Raw genomic sequence first — 13,633 nt, 5'->3', positions numbered from 1 at the left:
GGGATTTTTGGGAAAACGAAACCCTTCACGCTGAACTAAGTTCGCGCTAACTAGGCTGTTTCTAAAAGGCCTTTGATAGATGGTGCTCTCAAATGTACATAGTGAAGTAGCGAGAACTACTCTCTTTGCGTCCGAGCAAAATGCAGATGTTCAGCCAAGTCAGGCCAAACTGAATGAGGTCATTACAAGCAGATAAACAGAAAAAGACTGTTTGGGTAATGCGTTTTTTATCAATTACAAAGACAAGCGGCGCATACTAGCACAACAGGCAGTAAAATGTCAGGAAAGCGTGATTTTTGTCACATTTTGTTGACCATAAAAAAGCGCCCTGTAAAACAGCGCGCTTTGATCAATATATCGAGAGACAGATATAACCGGTTACTTGGGTGCTAGCTCGTAGTTCTCTTGCATTTCATGAGGGGCAATCCCGTACTCATAATCTGCTAAATAGCCATCCTTATAAACCTTCATGCCTTTTTCATCCCAGCTCACTTTAATCACTGCAGTTTTACCATCTTCACTGCCCATCAGCTCTAACATTTCAGCATCGATCTTAATCGCCTTGATGGTTTTAATGCGCTTAAACGGCTTAAATTCTGTGGTCGATGTTGGCAGTGAACCATAACTGCTGATCCACGTCTCTTTTGGCACCAACCATTGGTTGAAAACATCATCAACAATCGCTTTCGGCATGCTTGCAATAACCACATCGTCTGTCATTACATTATTGGTTTCTAAGCTGTAACCACCCTTTCCATCTGAAACGTAGGTAGGGAAATCAACGCCAATTTCAGACTCAGCAGGCAAACGGCCTAGCGTCACCGACTTCTTAACGTAAAGTTCTGCAGTTTCAAATTGCTGCATGATCTCTGGAATTTTCTGAAACTCAACAGGCGCAGAAAAAGCATTAAAAGCGAAAGAAAGTGAAGCTGCGATGGCAGCCAATTTAACAGGCATTTTCATGGTAACGGATCCAAGTTTAACGAAGTTGTTATGGTATCCCGTACTAACAAATACCTCAATAAACTGCAGCGGCTTATATTGGTAATTGTGATATTGAGTGACGAAATCATCAGTAGTTAATGTATTCCCGTTCTCGACTCTACCGCGACGAAATTCCCCTTCCCCACAATTTCAAACGATAAATCAGTCCCATTTTTACCGTACTGTCAGCCTTATGTCAGTGGCGCAAAATGGTAAGTCCTGCATTCGAACAAAACTAAAATGAGACCTCGATCATCATTTTGAGGTTCTCATGAAGGCTATTTACATCATTGCTGCCGCGCTATTGCTGAGCAGTTCTTTGGCAAACGCAAACGTGCACAAATGGAAAAATACCGAATTTCAGACCTACTCAGACAAAACACAGGTCAGGTTTCTATTGGTAAACCGTTACACCAAGCAAGCCGACTACTACCTGCGAATTGATGACAAAGAATTTCCAAACAAGATCCAATTAACTGCAAATCAAGAGATTGAGCTGGATATCAATGTGAAGACACCAGCAGGTCAAACGACCAAGAAAAAGATCTGCACACGCATGGTGACGGACTCTCCGAACAGCTACGAAGTGTGCACCAATCTTAAGTTCAAGCGCTATTAACCCAATTCAAACGGTACTAACGATGCAAAAAATCATAACAACGCTGTGCAGGGCTTTATTGACTGTCGTAGCACTGGCTATCGCTTCATTGACCAGCCTTTCTATAACGAGCCCTGCAATAGCGAACCCGATACCGAGTGTCTCCAACCCATCAGGAACCGACCGAGTTCGTACCTCTGAAGGTGCTTCGTGTGAGCAAGCCATTTCCACGGGCAAAACAGTTCAGTTCGGTACTTATGGCTCAACGGGCAATGAAGATAGCGATAGCTATTACAACAACTATTACTACCAGAATCAGGATGAAGCAGGCATTTACGCCGCCGTCACACTGCAGTTTGGTGGTGAGGATCGAGTTGACTGTCGTCGACTCTACGAGTTCGAGCTCCGTGAGCGAGAACGTTTAGAAGAGCTAGCTCAAGCGGAACATGAGCTCAAGCTATTACAAATCGAAGCAGAGAAATATCGCCTGCTGAAGATGAAACAAAGCAATACCACTTTTTCGGAGTAAAAGATGCTTAATAAAAAACCATTACTTGGCTTAGCAGCCATATCAATTTTTGCCACTGGATCGGCATTTGCACAACCTCCCGGTGATGGAGATGACAAAACCGGAGATGTCGTGTTTTCGGCATCGGTTGAATCTCAATGCGGTATAGAGGCTACAGAAGATAAAGCTGACCTAGCCTTTGGCGAAAATTACAATGATTCCCATGCGACTGTGAAACTGGTGAGTAACAGAAATGGAATTAAAGTTAGAGCCGAAGAGGTAAAAATCGAGTCTTTTGACGGACAAATCCAAAAAAGCGATGTCTTTTTCCAATCAACGGGTACCACAGAACTCGACCAATCCGCGATTGGGTGGGAGTCAGGTGTAGACATCACCCGTGATCAAATCCGTGAAGACAACAATATGAACCTATTCGCGCGTGTTGCTGTTGATGAAAGCAACCTAGATGCAAGTGACGATTACGAAGTGAAGACAAAATGGAAGATTGAGTGTAACTAACCATCATCTCTCCCACGGCAAGCCCTCTAATCACGAGGGCTTACTGACTTAGAGGCTTTATGAAAACCTTACTATTATTCTTGTCGATCTTATTTATCGCCCCCTACGCTGTCAGCACTGGGTTTGATAAACAAGAAGTCGAACAGTTCAACCAAATATGTGTCGATGGTTCAAACAATCACGAGCGCCGAATCTTTGATGCACTCTCAAATTCTGAATACATCGACTGGTCGAGTATTGAATTAATCGACACGGAAAGTCGTGTTAACTACACCGATACCACAGTCGCAGCTAAGCAAAAGGGGCGCGTCACTTGCGATCTGATTGTTGAATACAAATATCATCATGCCGACATTGTGCTGAGCTCGAGTTATCAGGTATCCCTCAAAGATAAGCAAACCATCAGCAATGTGGCAGTCACCGAACAAGCGGTCACGGACTTTATTGTCCGCGTTATGGTGAACTAACATGCTGCGTTTTGTTATCGCGTTCATACTACTTAGCTTATCTAGCTGTACATTTGCATCCAATAATCACTCTACATTGAGCTTTAAAAAGCATGTGCGGGAGCGCTGCGGGCTAGAGGTGATTAATAACCAAGGTGAGATGAGCTTTGGCCAAGACTACGATGGCCGAGCGATCACGCTTAAGCTGGAATCCAATCGAAAAGATTCGCGATTGCTGCTCAAACTGCAACATATTGATCTAGGCTCAATTGATGAGTCTCGTATCTCAGAGCTCGTACGATTCAAAGTTGAAACGCCCGTTCGTTATGAAGGAGACATCAATTATTGGCGTCAGGGCGTGGAGTTTCCTAGCGAGCAACTCGCATCGAATAAAGAAGTCGCGATTCAAGCGCGTATCACTATCCCAGAGTCACAACTGACAGCGGGTGAGTTTCACTTCAATATGGAGTGGGCAATTGAGTGTCTATAAATTCGCAACTTGAGCGTGGCTTTTTATCAAAGCCAAAGATATTCACTAAGTGACAAGTTCGGAATTATAAAACTGACGAAGAGTGATTCACTGGGATTGAGCGCTGAGTTAGAGCAAATTATCAAGGATGGAGTATTTTTGAACATGTCTCGAAAACACGAAACATAATATGCGATCAGTTATTCGGACTTTCAAGGGAGGAAGGAGAGATTATTTGATAACACTGAAGTGAATCACACATGTGTACTTTCTCTGTTGGTTAATCTATCCGATGTTTGCTACGTTTAAATGACACAGTCATTGGAAAGGTATGATTTATGAAAATAAACGTTCAAACACATCACGTATCAATTAACGACGACTCACGTAAAGACATCGAAGGTAAATTCGAAAAGATATCTAACCATTTTCCATCACTGATTAGCTGCGACATCATCATTACAAAAGAACATGGTCAACATCAGGTTGAAGTGTTCACCAACTACGAAGGTGTACGTGTAAACGCAAAAGCTACAGATGACGTTATGTATCCGGCTATCGCATCAGCGATCAAGAAGCTAGAAGCAGGCCTAAGTAACCGTAAGGGACAATTAAAAGCAGACCTACACGAGAAACCAACAAGTACCAAGCCAGAGATTGCTTCGGACATCATCCAAGAGATGAAACTGGTATAATTCCTCAAGTAGCTCAAGCTTACTAACGAATAGAAGCTTATAAAGAATTGCAAAGCCAGCACACGTTGCTGGCTTTTTCGATCTTGAGACCCCATCATCCTCTATCGTCACCAAATCGCTATTTCAGCTCAAATTCATATCGTCTTTAAATCCCTTAAGTCTCTGGTTGCTATAACAATCACCAATAGTATTTGGTACAGTTATAAGTAGAAACCTAGACCAAAACGGAATATTTGTTATGAAGAAAGTCGCGTTGATCCTTTTCCTAGCCACTCAGTTAATGGCTTGTACCGAGGTTGGCAGTGAAGCTTGGTGTGCGGATATGAAAGAAAAGCCTAAAGGTGACTGGACGGCGAATGAAGCGGGCGATTTTGCTAAGCACTGTATTTTCTAAGCGCTCGCTTTCCGTTAAATACAGTTAAATTCAGAACACACCGCATAAAAAAACGACCGCTAGGTAGACCGAATTACCTAGGGTCGTTTGAGCTTTAAAATGCTAGATAGACAAGCTCTCAACTTTCACACGAAACACATGTCAAAAACAACATAGTGAACACAGTACATCGGTTAGATCAGTTTGTTACGGATATGGATAACCACCGCTTCAGCAACGATAACCACCGCAAAAATACTCACTAATACCATCGAAACTTTTTGCCATTCAAAAAGGTTTTGCGCATCATTTAGCACCACACCAATACCACCAGCGCCCACCAAACCTAGTACCGCAGATTCACGCACGTTGATGTCCCAACGGAATAACACAATTGAGTAGAACGCTGGCATCACTTGTGGCCAATACCCTTTCAGTAAGATACTCATCCACGAAGCACCCGTTGCGCGTAAAGCTTCGATAGGCCCCATGTTCACTTCGGCAATGGCTTCCGCTAATAGCTTCCCTACAAAGCCGATACTGCGAATTGCAATTGCCATGATACCTGCGAGAACACCGGGGCCAAACAGTGCGATAAACAGTAATGCCCAAACCAACGAGTTCACCGAACGTGAAGACACGAGGAAGAATTGAGCAACCCAGTTCAACGCTTTATTTGGAGTAATGTTTGGTGCGTTCAACAACGCCAAAGGAATCGCAAACACCAAAGTAAACAGTGTGCCCAATGTCGCGATGTGTAAGGTTTCAATCATCGCCGCGTGAATCGATTCTGGATAGAAGCCGTAGTCCATTGGCACCATTCGCTCGAACATATCTGCAAATTGAGCGGGCGCGTCATAAAGGAACTCAGGAATCACTTCTACCGTCTGCCAAGACCAAACAATGGCACACACTAGGCTAAGGTAAACAGCGAATCGAGCCACACGTTCGTTGGGTGTAAAGCGCTGCCACTCTCTATCGATAGATGCAGTTGTCATTAGAAGATTCTCCTAACAATGTTGGAAAGAAATTCACCGACAAGAATCAGTGCGATAATGGTGATCAAAATAGCGGCGACGAAGTCGTAATCAAAACGTTGGAAGGCAGAGAAAAGTGTCCCGCCAAGGCCGCCCGCACCTACGATGCCAACCATGGTTGAGTTGCGAAGATTGGAATCTAACTGGTAGCTTGCAAAGCCGATAAAGCGCGTGAAAACCTGTGGCATAACGGCATACAAAATCACACTAGTAAAGCTAGCACCTGTTGCTTTAATCGCTTCAACCGGTTTAAAGGAGATCTCCTCAATTGCTTCTGCAAACAACTTGGCGATAAAGCCAATCGATGCAAACACCAAGGTCAAAATTCCTGCTAGCGCACCAAAGCCCACCGCTTTCACAAACAAGATGGCGATGATCACTGGGTGAAAAGAACGGCACAAGGCAATAAAACCACGGATTGGCGTTGATACGATTGACGGCATCATGTTTCTCGCGGCAAGCAGGCCTAAAAATAGTGAGATAACAATGCCGAAAAAGCTTGAGATAATCGCGATCTGTAAGCTCTCCGCTAAACCACTTAACAACAAGCTGGTACGAGAAAAATCAGGCGGAAACATTCGAGATAGTAATCGTTCACTTTCACCAAAGCCGATGATCAAACGATCAAACGTCAGCCCTAATGTCGAAAAGCTGTAGAACAGGTAAGCAATAATGCCAGCGATGATCGCACGGTTTGTCCATGACACCTTGAATGGGTTTTCATGGCTCGCTAGCGATGCGTTTGACGAAACGCTTGGCGACGAGCTTGGGGTTAATCCAGCCATGACTCACCCCCGTAGATGATTTTCAGATCTTCTTCTGAAATGCCTTCTGGGCTGCCATCATAATGCACCTTGCCATTACACATACCGATGATGCGTTTTGCATAACGCTTGGCTAGGTTCACATCGTGGATATTCACCAACACCGGGATGTTTTTCTGCTCAGCGAAGGTTTCCATCAACTCCATGATCTCAACCGCGGTTTTCGGGTCAAGTGATGAGGTAGGTTCGTCAGCAAGAAGAATATAAGGGTCTTGCATTACTGCACGAGCGATACCAACACGCTGCCTTTGACCGCCAGACAAGCTGTCGGCACGTTGGTTTGCAAAGTCTTGTAAGCCAACAAACTCCAGTAGCTCAAACGCTTTTGCTAAGTCTTGTGCTGAGTAGTTGCGACGCCACGCATTCCAAGCTGTCATATAGCCTAATCGTCCACTCAACACGTTTTCGATAACCGTTAAGCGCTCTACCAAGTTGTACTCTTGAAAGACCATACCGATATGACGGCGCTGTTTACGAAGTGCTTGGCCTTTTAGTTGAGTCAGGTCAGCACCATCAAAGATGATTTCACCTTGGCTTGGGTCATTAAGGCGATTGATACAACGCAGAAGTGTACTTTTCCCGGTACCCGACGGGCCAATAATCGCAATGATACCAGGCTCGTCGATATCAATATTAATACCTTTAAGGATTGGCTTGCCTGCCACATATTCATGAAATAGGTTGTTGATCTTTATTCCGTCATAGCTTGCTACGGCCATACTGCATTTCCTTGTGCGAATTTTAGAATGATCAATGCCCTACCCGCGAGGGCATAGATACTTAATTGAAGTAAGTGTTCTGGGAGACCTAGGCTTGATATGAAGCCTAAGCCTTCTTTGGAACTAAGAGTTAGCCGTTGTTTGCTTGTTTCGCTAACTCAGCGGCTTTTTTCTTTGCACGTTTAGCGGCGTCTTTTTCAGCCAGTTTTTTCAAACCTGCTTTGGTGTAAGCCGTGCCTGTCGCGTGGGCGATATCACGAATCACATCCCACTCTTCTTTGTAGCTGATTGGCGAGAAACGGTCTGCACCTTTGAATGATGCACTCATCTCTGGTGTGAAGCGGTAACTGAAGAAAGCTTCGTTGATCTTCTCAACTAGCTCTGGTTTTAGGTTGTAAGCGTAACCGAAAGCAGATGTTGGGAAGCGTGGGCTGCGGTAGATGATCTTAAGTTCAGAATCATCAACACGACCTGCTGCCACCATACGATCGTACACGTCAGATGCCACAGGTGCTGCATCATAGTCGCCATTGAAGACACCTAAGATAGATTGGTCGTGTTTACCTGAGTAAAGCACTTTGTAGTCTTCATCTGGCACTAACCCTTTAGCTGGAAATAACGCACGAGGAGCTAGGTTGCCAGAGTTTGATGATGCAGAAGTGTGTGCAACCTTTTTGCCTTTTAGATCAGCCATCGTGTTGATGCCGCTATCTTTACGCACAATGGTGATCAGATTGTAGCCTTGAAAACCAGACTCATCGCCTTTCACTGCAATTGGAACGTAACCCGCTAGGTTAACCGCGTAGCCAGTTGGGCCCGTAGAGAAACCAGCAACGTGCAAACGACCAGAACGCATCGCTTCTACTTGTGCAGAGTTCGAGTGCACCGTGTAGTAAATCACTCGCTTACCTGTGATTTTACTTAGGTGAGCTTGGAAGTCGGCAAACGCATCTTTGTATAGCGCAGGGTCTTCTACTGGTGTGTAGGTGAACACAAGCGTACTTGGGTCATTCCACTTGTCTGGATTCTTTGGTGAATCTGCCACCAAATCTTGGTTTTCATCACAGTATCGATCGTCTAACACACCACGGCTAGTGCAATCGCTTGCCATAGCCATTGAAGGAAGTAGTAATGAGCTAGCGATTAACAGTCCTTTAACACTGATTTTCATATTCAAACCTTACTTTTACTTATTGTTGAAAGTCGCCTTCACTATTGCAGCCTTTGTGCCATGTTTTTATTTATTTAAATTCAACAAGTTAATGGGAATCTCAAATTCAACAATCTATTTTGAGTCATTCATGTCCAACCCAAAAGCTTACATTTGGGTCATTTATGGCCCATCAATTTTGTTGGTAAAAAAAGAGCCCGAAGGCTCTTTGGTTCACTGCTTTTTCTCGTATTATTCTTCAATAATCCAGATAACTTAGGCGTCGCTGTCCATGCAGTTTGCGTAGTAAGTGACCGTTGCTGGCCAGTCACTGAATACGCCCATCACACCAACATCTTGCGCCAACACATCGAGCATTTTCATCATATCGCCATCATTGTTGATGCCGTCTTTCACGCTCTTGTAGTACCAACCGCCGCCTTGAGCGAGTGGGCCTGAACGTTCCAGAGTCCATGCGATAATATCGAGCTCTGCACCTTTAGCGAGCTTGGCGTAATTAGACGCAACCAGTTCGTTGTTCTCATCTAGTTCAACCAGAGCAAACAGAGGCGGCGCGATGATGTTTACACCCGCATCGTGCAGCTCTTTCATGTTCTCAACAGATGCGACAAAGTCCGCTTGCTCGTAAACACGGTCATCAAGATAAACGGCTTGCTTGCCGAACTTAGGTGCTGCTTTAATCCAGTACTTCACATCATCTAGGTTGAACGATTGCAAGTAAGTCTCCGAAGGTTCAAAACCCGCTTCTTTGAGTTCATCCACCAGCTTTTGCGCGTACATCTCTTGGCTGAAGCCATTGAAAGGCATTTCAGCCGCTGCCGATTTCAATTCAGGAGTCACTTTCACACCGTGCTCTTTAAACAGCGCCGCACTTTCTGCGTGTGTCATCAACGTCCCGCTCTGGCTGTATAGATCCGTTCTCCAACCCGGAGTACCGTTCATGTACTCTTCGACTGTGGTGGCTTTCGGGTTCGCCCCATCCATTTTTCCTTTTAACGTCTTAAACTCCGCCAGCGTGAAATCGGAAGTACGACACTCAACCTGAGCATCTTCACCTGTCGCAGGGTTCGCAGGTTTAAATGGAACTGAACACTTCTTAGCAAGCTCTGGGTGAGCCAATACATCGGTTGTAGTGTGCAGGTCACTTTGAGAATGTCGACACACCAATTCCTTATCTTTAGTGAAAGTAACATCACACTCTACGATACCTGCTCCCATCTGAATTGCCGCTAAGTAAGATTCTTTGGTGTGTTCAGGAAACTGCATTGCAGCTCCACGATGCCCAATAGAAAAATCACTACGATGAAAAGGCCCTTCGCTACAACTGAGCAGCTTGGTTTTCAAAGGGCTCTCGTCCATATTGTTGACTAAAAAGAGGGGACGAGGTCCTAGGTTTGCTGACTCTGTCGCCGCCCATGCTGTCATTGAGCTAACGCCGAGTATCAGAGCAATCGAACCTTTCAGTATTTGCTTCATGTTTGTATCTCCTTGCAACAAGCAATTATTTTTCTAATTTCCTTAATCCGGTCATTTCTACTTTCTGTGAGATGACCTCATGTGGGCTGATGCCACAATGTAGGGATTGCACGCTTTGTGCCAAATGTTAAAACTCTTTTATTACAATTACTTGAAACAGTTAATCATTCGACTAAATGATAAATGGGTCATTGTTGTCTTGTGCTTTTTTCTTCTGCTTTGTCTTTTGGTTGAGGTTTGCTATTTGATAACCAACCTAGCGAGTTAAGCTTTAAAACTCTCTTTGTCCAACTGGTGTTTCTTCATTTTTCGATAAAGCGTCTTACGTGGCAGATTCAGCTTGCTTGAGACCTCATTAATATTTCCCGCGCTCTCTATCAAGGCTTCGGTTAATACATTTCTCTCGTATTGCTCCATCTGCTTATCAAAGGCAAAGTCTTCCCCTGTCGACTCACAAATTGGCGATTGAAGGTCAAAGCCATCGCCGACAATACCGAGTACAAATCGGTCGGCAACATTACGTAACTCACGCACGTTTCCTGGCCATTCATGTCGACACAACTGCTGTATCTGTTCGGGATAAATCGTCGATGGACGCGTCTTGTACTTGTGGCTTGCTTGAATCACAAAGTGGCGGAACAACACCTGAATGTCCTCTTTGCGTTGGCGCAGTGCCGGAAGGTTTAAGCTCGCAATATTTAGGCGATAAAAGAGATCGGCTCTGAACTCACCAGATTCACTGAGGCTTGCGAGGTCAGCTTTACTGGCAGCGACCACCACAATATCGACAGGTATCAATTCATTACCACCAACACGCTCGATCACTCGTTCTTGAATCACGCGTAGCAACTTAATTTGCACTGCAATCGGCATGCTTTCAATTTCATCGAGAAACAGCGTGCCACCATTGGCTTGTTCTATTTTTCCGATGCGTTTCTTATTGGCACTGGTAAACGAGCCAGCTTCATGACCAAACAACTCACTCTCAATAATGCTCTCTGTCATGCCACCGCAGTTTATTGCGACAAACGGCTTTGCCTTACGACGACTAAACTGATGCAAGGCGCGAGCAATCACCTCTTTGCCAGTGCCTGTCTCACCGTTAATGATGGTATCGACGCCAGTATGAGAGAGCGCAAGCACTTGCTTACGTATGGTATCCATCGCTTGCGATTGACCGATAACCACAGATTCAATCGGTAGTTCTGTATCCTGATCGTCGTCTAACGTTGCAGGGCTGTTTTGCTGACACTGTGCCAACGCCAAGTCGAGCTTTTCTACCAACTCACTGGCATTGAGGGGCTTTTCCAGGAAATCGAACGCTCCTAATTTCATAGCCTCGATTGCCGTCGGAATATCACCATGCCCACTCATCAGCAATACAGGAACATTGGCTGCGCGATGTTGGATTGAACTCAACAACGTAAGCCCATCCACTTGTGGCATCCGAACATCACACAGCACCACCGACTGACTGTTTGCTTTGAGGGACTTTAGACCAAGGTTTGGGTCAGTAAAGCTCGTAACACGAAAACCCTCGAGTTCCAACATTTCGCTCACGGCTTCAACAACGTCTGTTTCATCGTCGATAAGAACTATGTGTTTTTCTGAAGTCATGAGTTTGTGCCTTTTGGTAGAGTGACGATAAAGGTGGTGCCTTGGTGTTCAACCGATTCGACGTGAATCGAGCCGCCAAAGTCTTTAATTATGTTGTATGCGATAGACAAACCGAGCCCGAGCCCTTTGCCTGTGGTCTTGCGGGTATAAAACGGATCAAACAGGTAAGGAATGTCCTCTTCGGGTATCCCCAACCCGTTATCTTTAACTAATACCTGAATGGTGTTCTGGTGCTCTTTAGTGGAGATACACAGCTGAGGCCGCTCCCTGTGTTCAACGGCATCCAACGCATTGCTGATCAAATTCACCAGCACCTGCTCCAAGCGAATGCTATTGGCTCGAACCATTTGATCGCTTTGTGAGAAATACTGAATTGACACCCTACTCTGCCGAGTTTCAAAGAGATCGATCGCATCACCAATCACCTTATCCAACTCGACATTATCAATTTTGCCATCGCTCTTGCGCGAAAATGCCTTCAAGTGACGTGTAATCGCAGCCACTTTATCTAATAGGATCTCGATCTTTTTCAGGTTCTCTTCTGCTCTGTCTGGCCTATCTTTGCCTAACCACAGTTGCGCGCTTCGAACATGACTGTTTACTGCGGTCAGAGGTTGATTGATCTCGTGAGTAATGCCGACACTTAACTGCCCCAACGCGGCCAGTTTTCCGGCTTGAATGAGCTCATCCTGAGTAACACGCAGCTTGGCCTCGGCTAAGGTACGTTCTTCCACCTCGGCCTCCAATTTTCGGTTGGTTTGTTTGACGACTTTGGCTGTCGTTTGAAATACCTTTAGGTACTTAGCCATTTGCGTCACTTCATCTTTACCACGAATGGCGACTTCCGTACCTAAGTGGCCAGTCGAAATCGCGAACATGTTGTCTTTAAGCTGTAATAGCCTTTCTAAAATACTCTTGCGCACATAGAACCATGAAATAGCTGCAGCGGCTAACACACTAAAAAGAGAGAGAAAAAGTGATAAACGTTGGTTGGATTGCAAAGAGTGTTGCGCCTGCTGAATCGACTGATCAATATTGCGGTTCACTTGGCTGGTGTTACGTTCGATTTGCACAGTCAACTGATTCAAATGCTCACGGCTGTTTTGTAAGAAATACTGCTCTTGATAGAGATGATTGAGCGCTTTATTTTTCATCCCGTACAAGCTGCTATCACTAGAGGCTAGGTTGTAAATCACGGTAAGTTGGTGATCCAATTCCGGAAAGATACTTCTTAAATCGCCACTGACCCAAAGCTGCCACCACTCTTCTCCAACCTGCTCGAGTCGTAAACTGGTGTAATCCAGCTCATTAAAACTCGAGTCGTTATACAGTTTTTCTACCAAGCCTAATTGGTAATACAGCAGGGACTTTAATTGCGTGTATTGAACCTGCTCTTTGGCTGACTCAGGCAAGCTATCGAGTGAATCACTGGCTTGCTGCAATAGCGGATAAAAGCCTTCGAGTAGATTACGAAGTTCTTGGTTGAGCTGTTCAGATTCAATCTCACTTTGGTACAACAGACTGAGGCTATTGTTAACTTGAGCGATAAGATCTTTAAAATAGGAGTGATAATCGGGGAATTGCACCATAACGCTATTCATGACTGAAATAGCGTCTTCAATTTTGAGCATCGCTTGTTTGCGCTCTAAATTGGATTCCGCATCATTGAGTTGAGATGAAGTCGTGATAATCACACGCACCATGTCATTGAGGCGAGCAGCGTTATCTAAAGCGGGGATTTCACTCTCTTTTAGCTCAACAAGGCGTTGATTTAGGTTATCAAAGGTGAAACTGGAGACTACCGAGAGGAAGATGGTAGTCATCGATAACATGGCTAACGCCAGCACCAAACGCAGCTCTATGCCTTTCCAGCCAAACCACTTACGACGCGGAATCTTGATCGGAAATGGACGTTCAAAACTGTCCTTGTTATCTATCACCTCTGAGACACGACTACTCACTCGCCCCACCTTCTTCTCATCAAAAACCAACAGTAAAGGTCAATGATTCAATCAGTTAGGTGGTTAACCTGACTTAAAGCCACTTCAAATAGTTTTAGTGAAACTATGAAAACAAGAGTAATCATTAACATTTCACATAAAACACCATAACAATTATTTTATAAACCCTAGGTTGTCTGTTTTGAGAGAGAAGAAAGTGACTTCGCCGACAGAAACGTGATTACTCTATCAATACA

At 44.7% G+C, this 13,633-nt stretch carries 15 protein-coding genes; 7 read left to right on the top strand and 8 right to left on the bottom strand.

Going from position 1 to position 13,633, the window contains the following annotated elements; genetic code table 11:
• Positions 1 to 378: 378 nt before the first annotated feature.
• Positions 379 to 963, bottom strand: a complete 585-nt coding sequence (locus L1D37_RS19900) for a hypothetical protein (RefSeq protein ID WP_239848913.1) — start codon at positions 961 to 963, stop codon at positions 379 to 381.
• A 292-nt stretch (positions 964 to 1,255) separates the two neighbouring features.
• Between L1D37_RS19900 and L1D37_RS19895 the strand changes: the two genes are divergently transcribed.
• The 7 genes from L1D37_RS19895 (at position 1,256) to L1D37_RS19865 (ending at position 4,613) form a co-directional block, all read left to right on the top strand.
• Positions 1,256 to 1,603: a hypothetical protein gene (locus tag L1D37_RS19895; RefSeq protein ID WP_176678822.1), complete on the top strand. Its 348-nt coding sequence runs from the start codon at positions 1,256 to 1,258 to the stop codon at positions 1,601 to 1,603.
• 22 nt (positions 1,604 to 1,625) lie between these two features.
• Positions 1,626 to 2,111, top strand: a complete 486-nt coding sequence (locus L1D37_RS19890) for a hypothetical protein (RefSeq protein WP_239848912.1) — start codon at positions 1,626 to 1,628, stop codon at positions 2,109 to 2,111.
• A 3-nt stretch (positions 2,112 to 2,114) separates the two neighbouring features.
• Positions 2,115 to 2,609, top strand: a complete 495-nt coding sequence (locus L1D37_RS19885) for a hypothetical protein (protein ID WP_239848911.1) — start codon at positions 2,115 to 2,117, stop codon at positions 2,607 to 2,609.
• Positions 2,610 to 2,668: 59 nt separating this feature from the next.
• Positions 2,669 to 3,076, top strand: a complete 408-nt coding sequence (locus L1D37_RS19880) for a hypothetical protein (protein WP_176678825.1) — start codon at positions 2,669 to 2,671, stop codon at positions 3,074 to 3,076.
• Position 3,077: 1 nt separating this feature from the next.
• Complete coding sequence (locus L1D37_RS19875) at positions 3,078 to 3,545, top strand: hypothetical protein (RefSeq protein WP_239848910.1); 468 nt, start codon at positions 3,078 to 3,080, stop codon at positions 3,543 to 3,545.
• A gap of 317 nt (positions 3,546 to 3,862) precedes the next feature.
• A complete protein-coding gene (gene raiA / locus L1D37_RS19870) occupies positions 3,863 to 4,219 on the top strand; it encodes a ribosome-associated translation inhibitor RaiA (protein ID WP_017631565.1) in 357 nt (118 codons plus the stop codon).
• Between the two features lie 238 nt (positions 4,220 to 4,457).
• Positions 4,458 to 4,613 carry a DUF3012 domain-containing protein gene (locus tag L1D37_RS19865; RefSeq protein WP_017631564.1) on the top strand — a complete coding sequence of 52 codons (156 nt, stop codon included), beginning with the start codon at positions 4,458 to 4,460 and terminating at the stop codon, positions 4,611 to 4,613.
• Positions 4,614 to 4,786: 173 nt separating this feature from the next.
• Here L1D37_RS19865 and phnE (L1D37_RS19860) read toward each other — a convergent pair whose 3' ends face one another.
• From phnE (L1D37_RS19860) to L1D37_RS19830, 7 genes are all read right to left on the bottom strand, one after another.
• Positions 4,787 to 5,590 carry a phosphonate ABC transporter, permease protein PhnE gene (phnE, locus tag L1D37_RS19860; RefSeq protein WP_086714298.1) on the bottom strand — a complete coding sequence of 268 codons (804 nt, stop codon included), beginning with the start codon at positions 5,588 to 5,590 and terminating at the stop codon, positions 4,787 to 4,789.
• The gene (phnE, locus tag L1D37_RS19855) at positions 5,590 to 6,414 is read right to left on the bottom strand and encodes a phosphonate ABC transporter, permease protein PhnE (protein WP_239848909.1); all 825 of its coding nucleotides are present in this window, start codon (positions 6,412 to 6,414) and stop codon (positions 5,590 to 5,592) included. The genes phnE (L1D37_RS19860) and phnE (L1D37_RS19855) overlap by 1 nt, the downstream gene beginning before the upstream one ends.
• Entirely contained in the window at positions 6,402 to 7,172 is a 771-nt protein-coding gene (gene phnC, locus L1D37_RS19850; RefSeq protein WP_017631561.1) for a phosphonate ABC transporter ATP-binding protein, read from the bottom strand. The genes phnE (L1D37_RS19855) and phnC overlap by 13 nt, the downstream gene beginning before the upstream one ends.
• Positions 7,173 to 7,302: 130 nt before the next feature.
• Positions 7,303 to 8,343, bottom strand: coding sequence for a phosphate/phosphite/phosphonate ABC transporter substrate-binding protein (gene phnD, locus L1D37_RS19845; protein WP_239848908.1), 1,041 nt, complete (start codon positions 8,341 to 8,343; stop codon positions 7,303 to 7,305).
• Between the two features lie 255 nt (positions 8,344 to 8,598).
• Positions 8,599 to 9,819 (bottom strand): glycerophosphodiester phosphodiesterase family protein, encoded by a 1,221-nt coding sequence (locus L1D37_RS19840; RefSeq protein ID WP_239848907.1) that lies wholly within the window; start codon positions 9,817 to 9,819, stop codon positions 8,599 to 8,601.
• A 264-nt stretch (positions 9,820 to 10,083) separates the two neighbouring features.
• Positions 10,084 to 11,436 (bottom strand): sigma-54 dependent transcriptional regulator, encoded by a 1,353-nt coding sequence (locus L1D37_RS19835; RefSeq protein WP_239848906.1) that lies wholly within the window; start codon positions 11,434 to 11,436, stop codon positions 10,084 to 10,086.
• A complete protein-coding gene (locus L1D37_RS19830) occupies positions 11,433 to 13,406 on the bottom strand; it encodes an ATP-binding protein (RefSeq protein ID WP_239848905.1) in 1,974 nt (657 codons plus the stop codon). Before L1D37_RS19830 ends, L1D37_RS19835 begins: the two co-directional genes overlap by 4 nt.
• Between the last annotated feature and the right edge of the window lie 227 nt (positions 13,407 to 13,633).

It is taken from the genome of Vibrio sp. Isolate33 (genome assembly GCF_022397895.1).
Taxonomy (GTDB): domain Bacteria; phylum Pseudomonadota; class Gammaproteobacteria; order Enterobacterales; family Vibrionaceae; genus Vibrio; species Vibrio pomeroyi.
The sequence above is the reverse complement of the archived record's forward strand: the minus strand, read 5'-3'. Positions and strand labels throughout refer to the sequence as shown.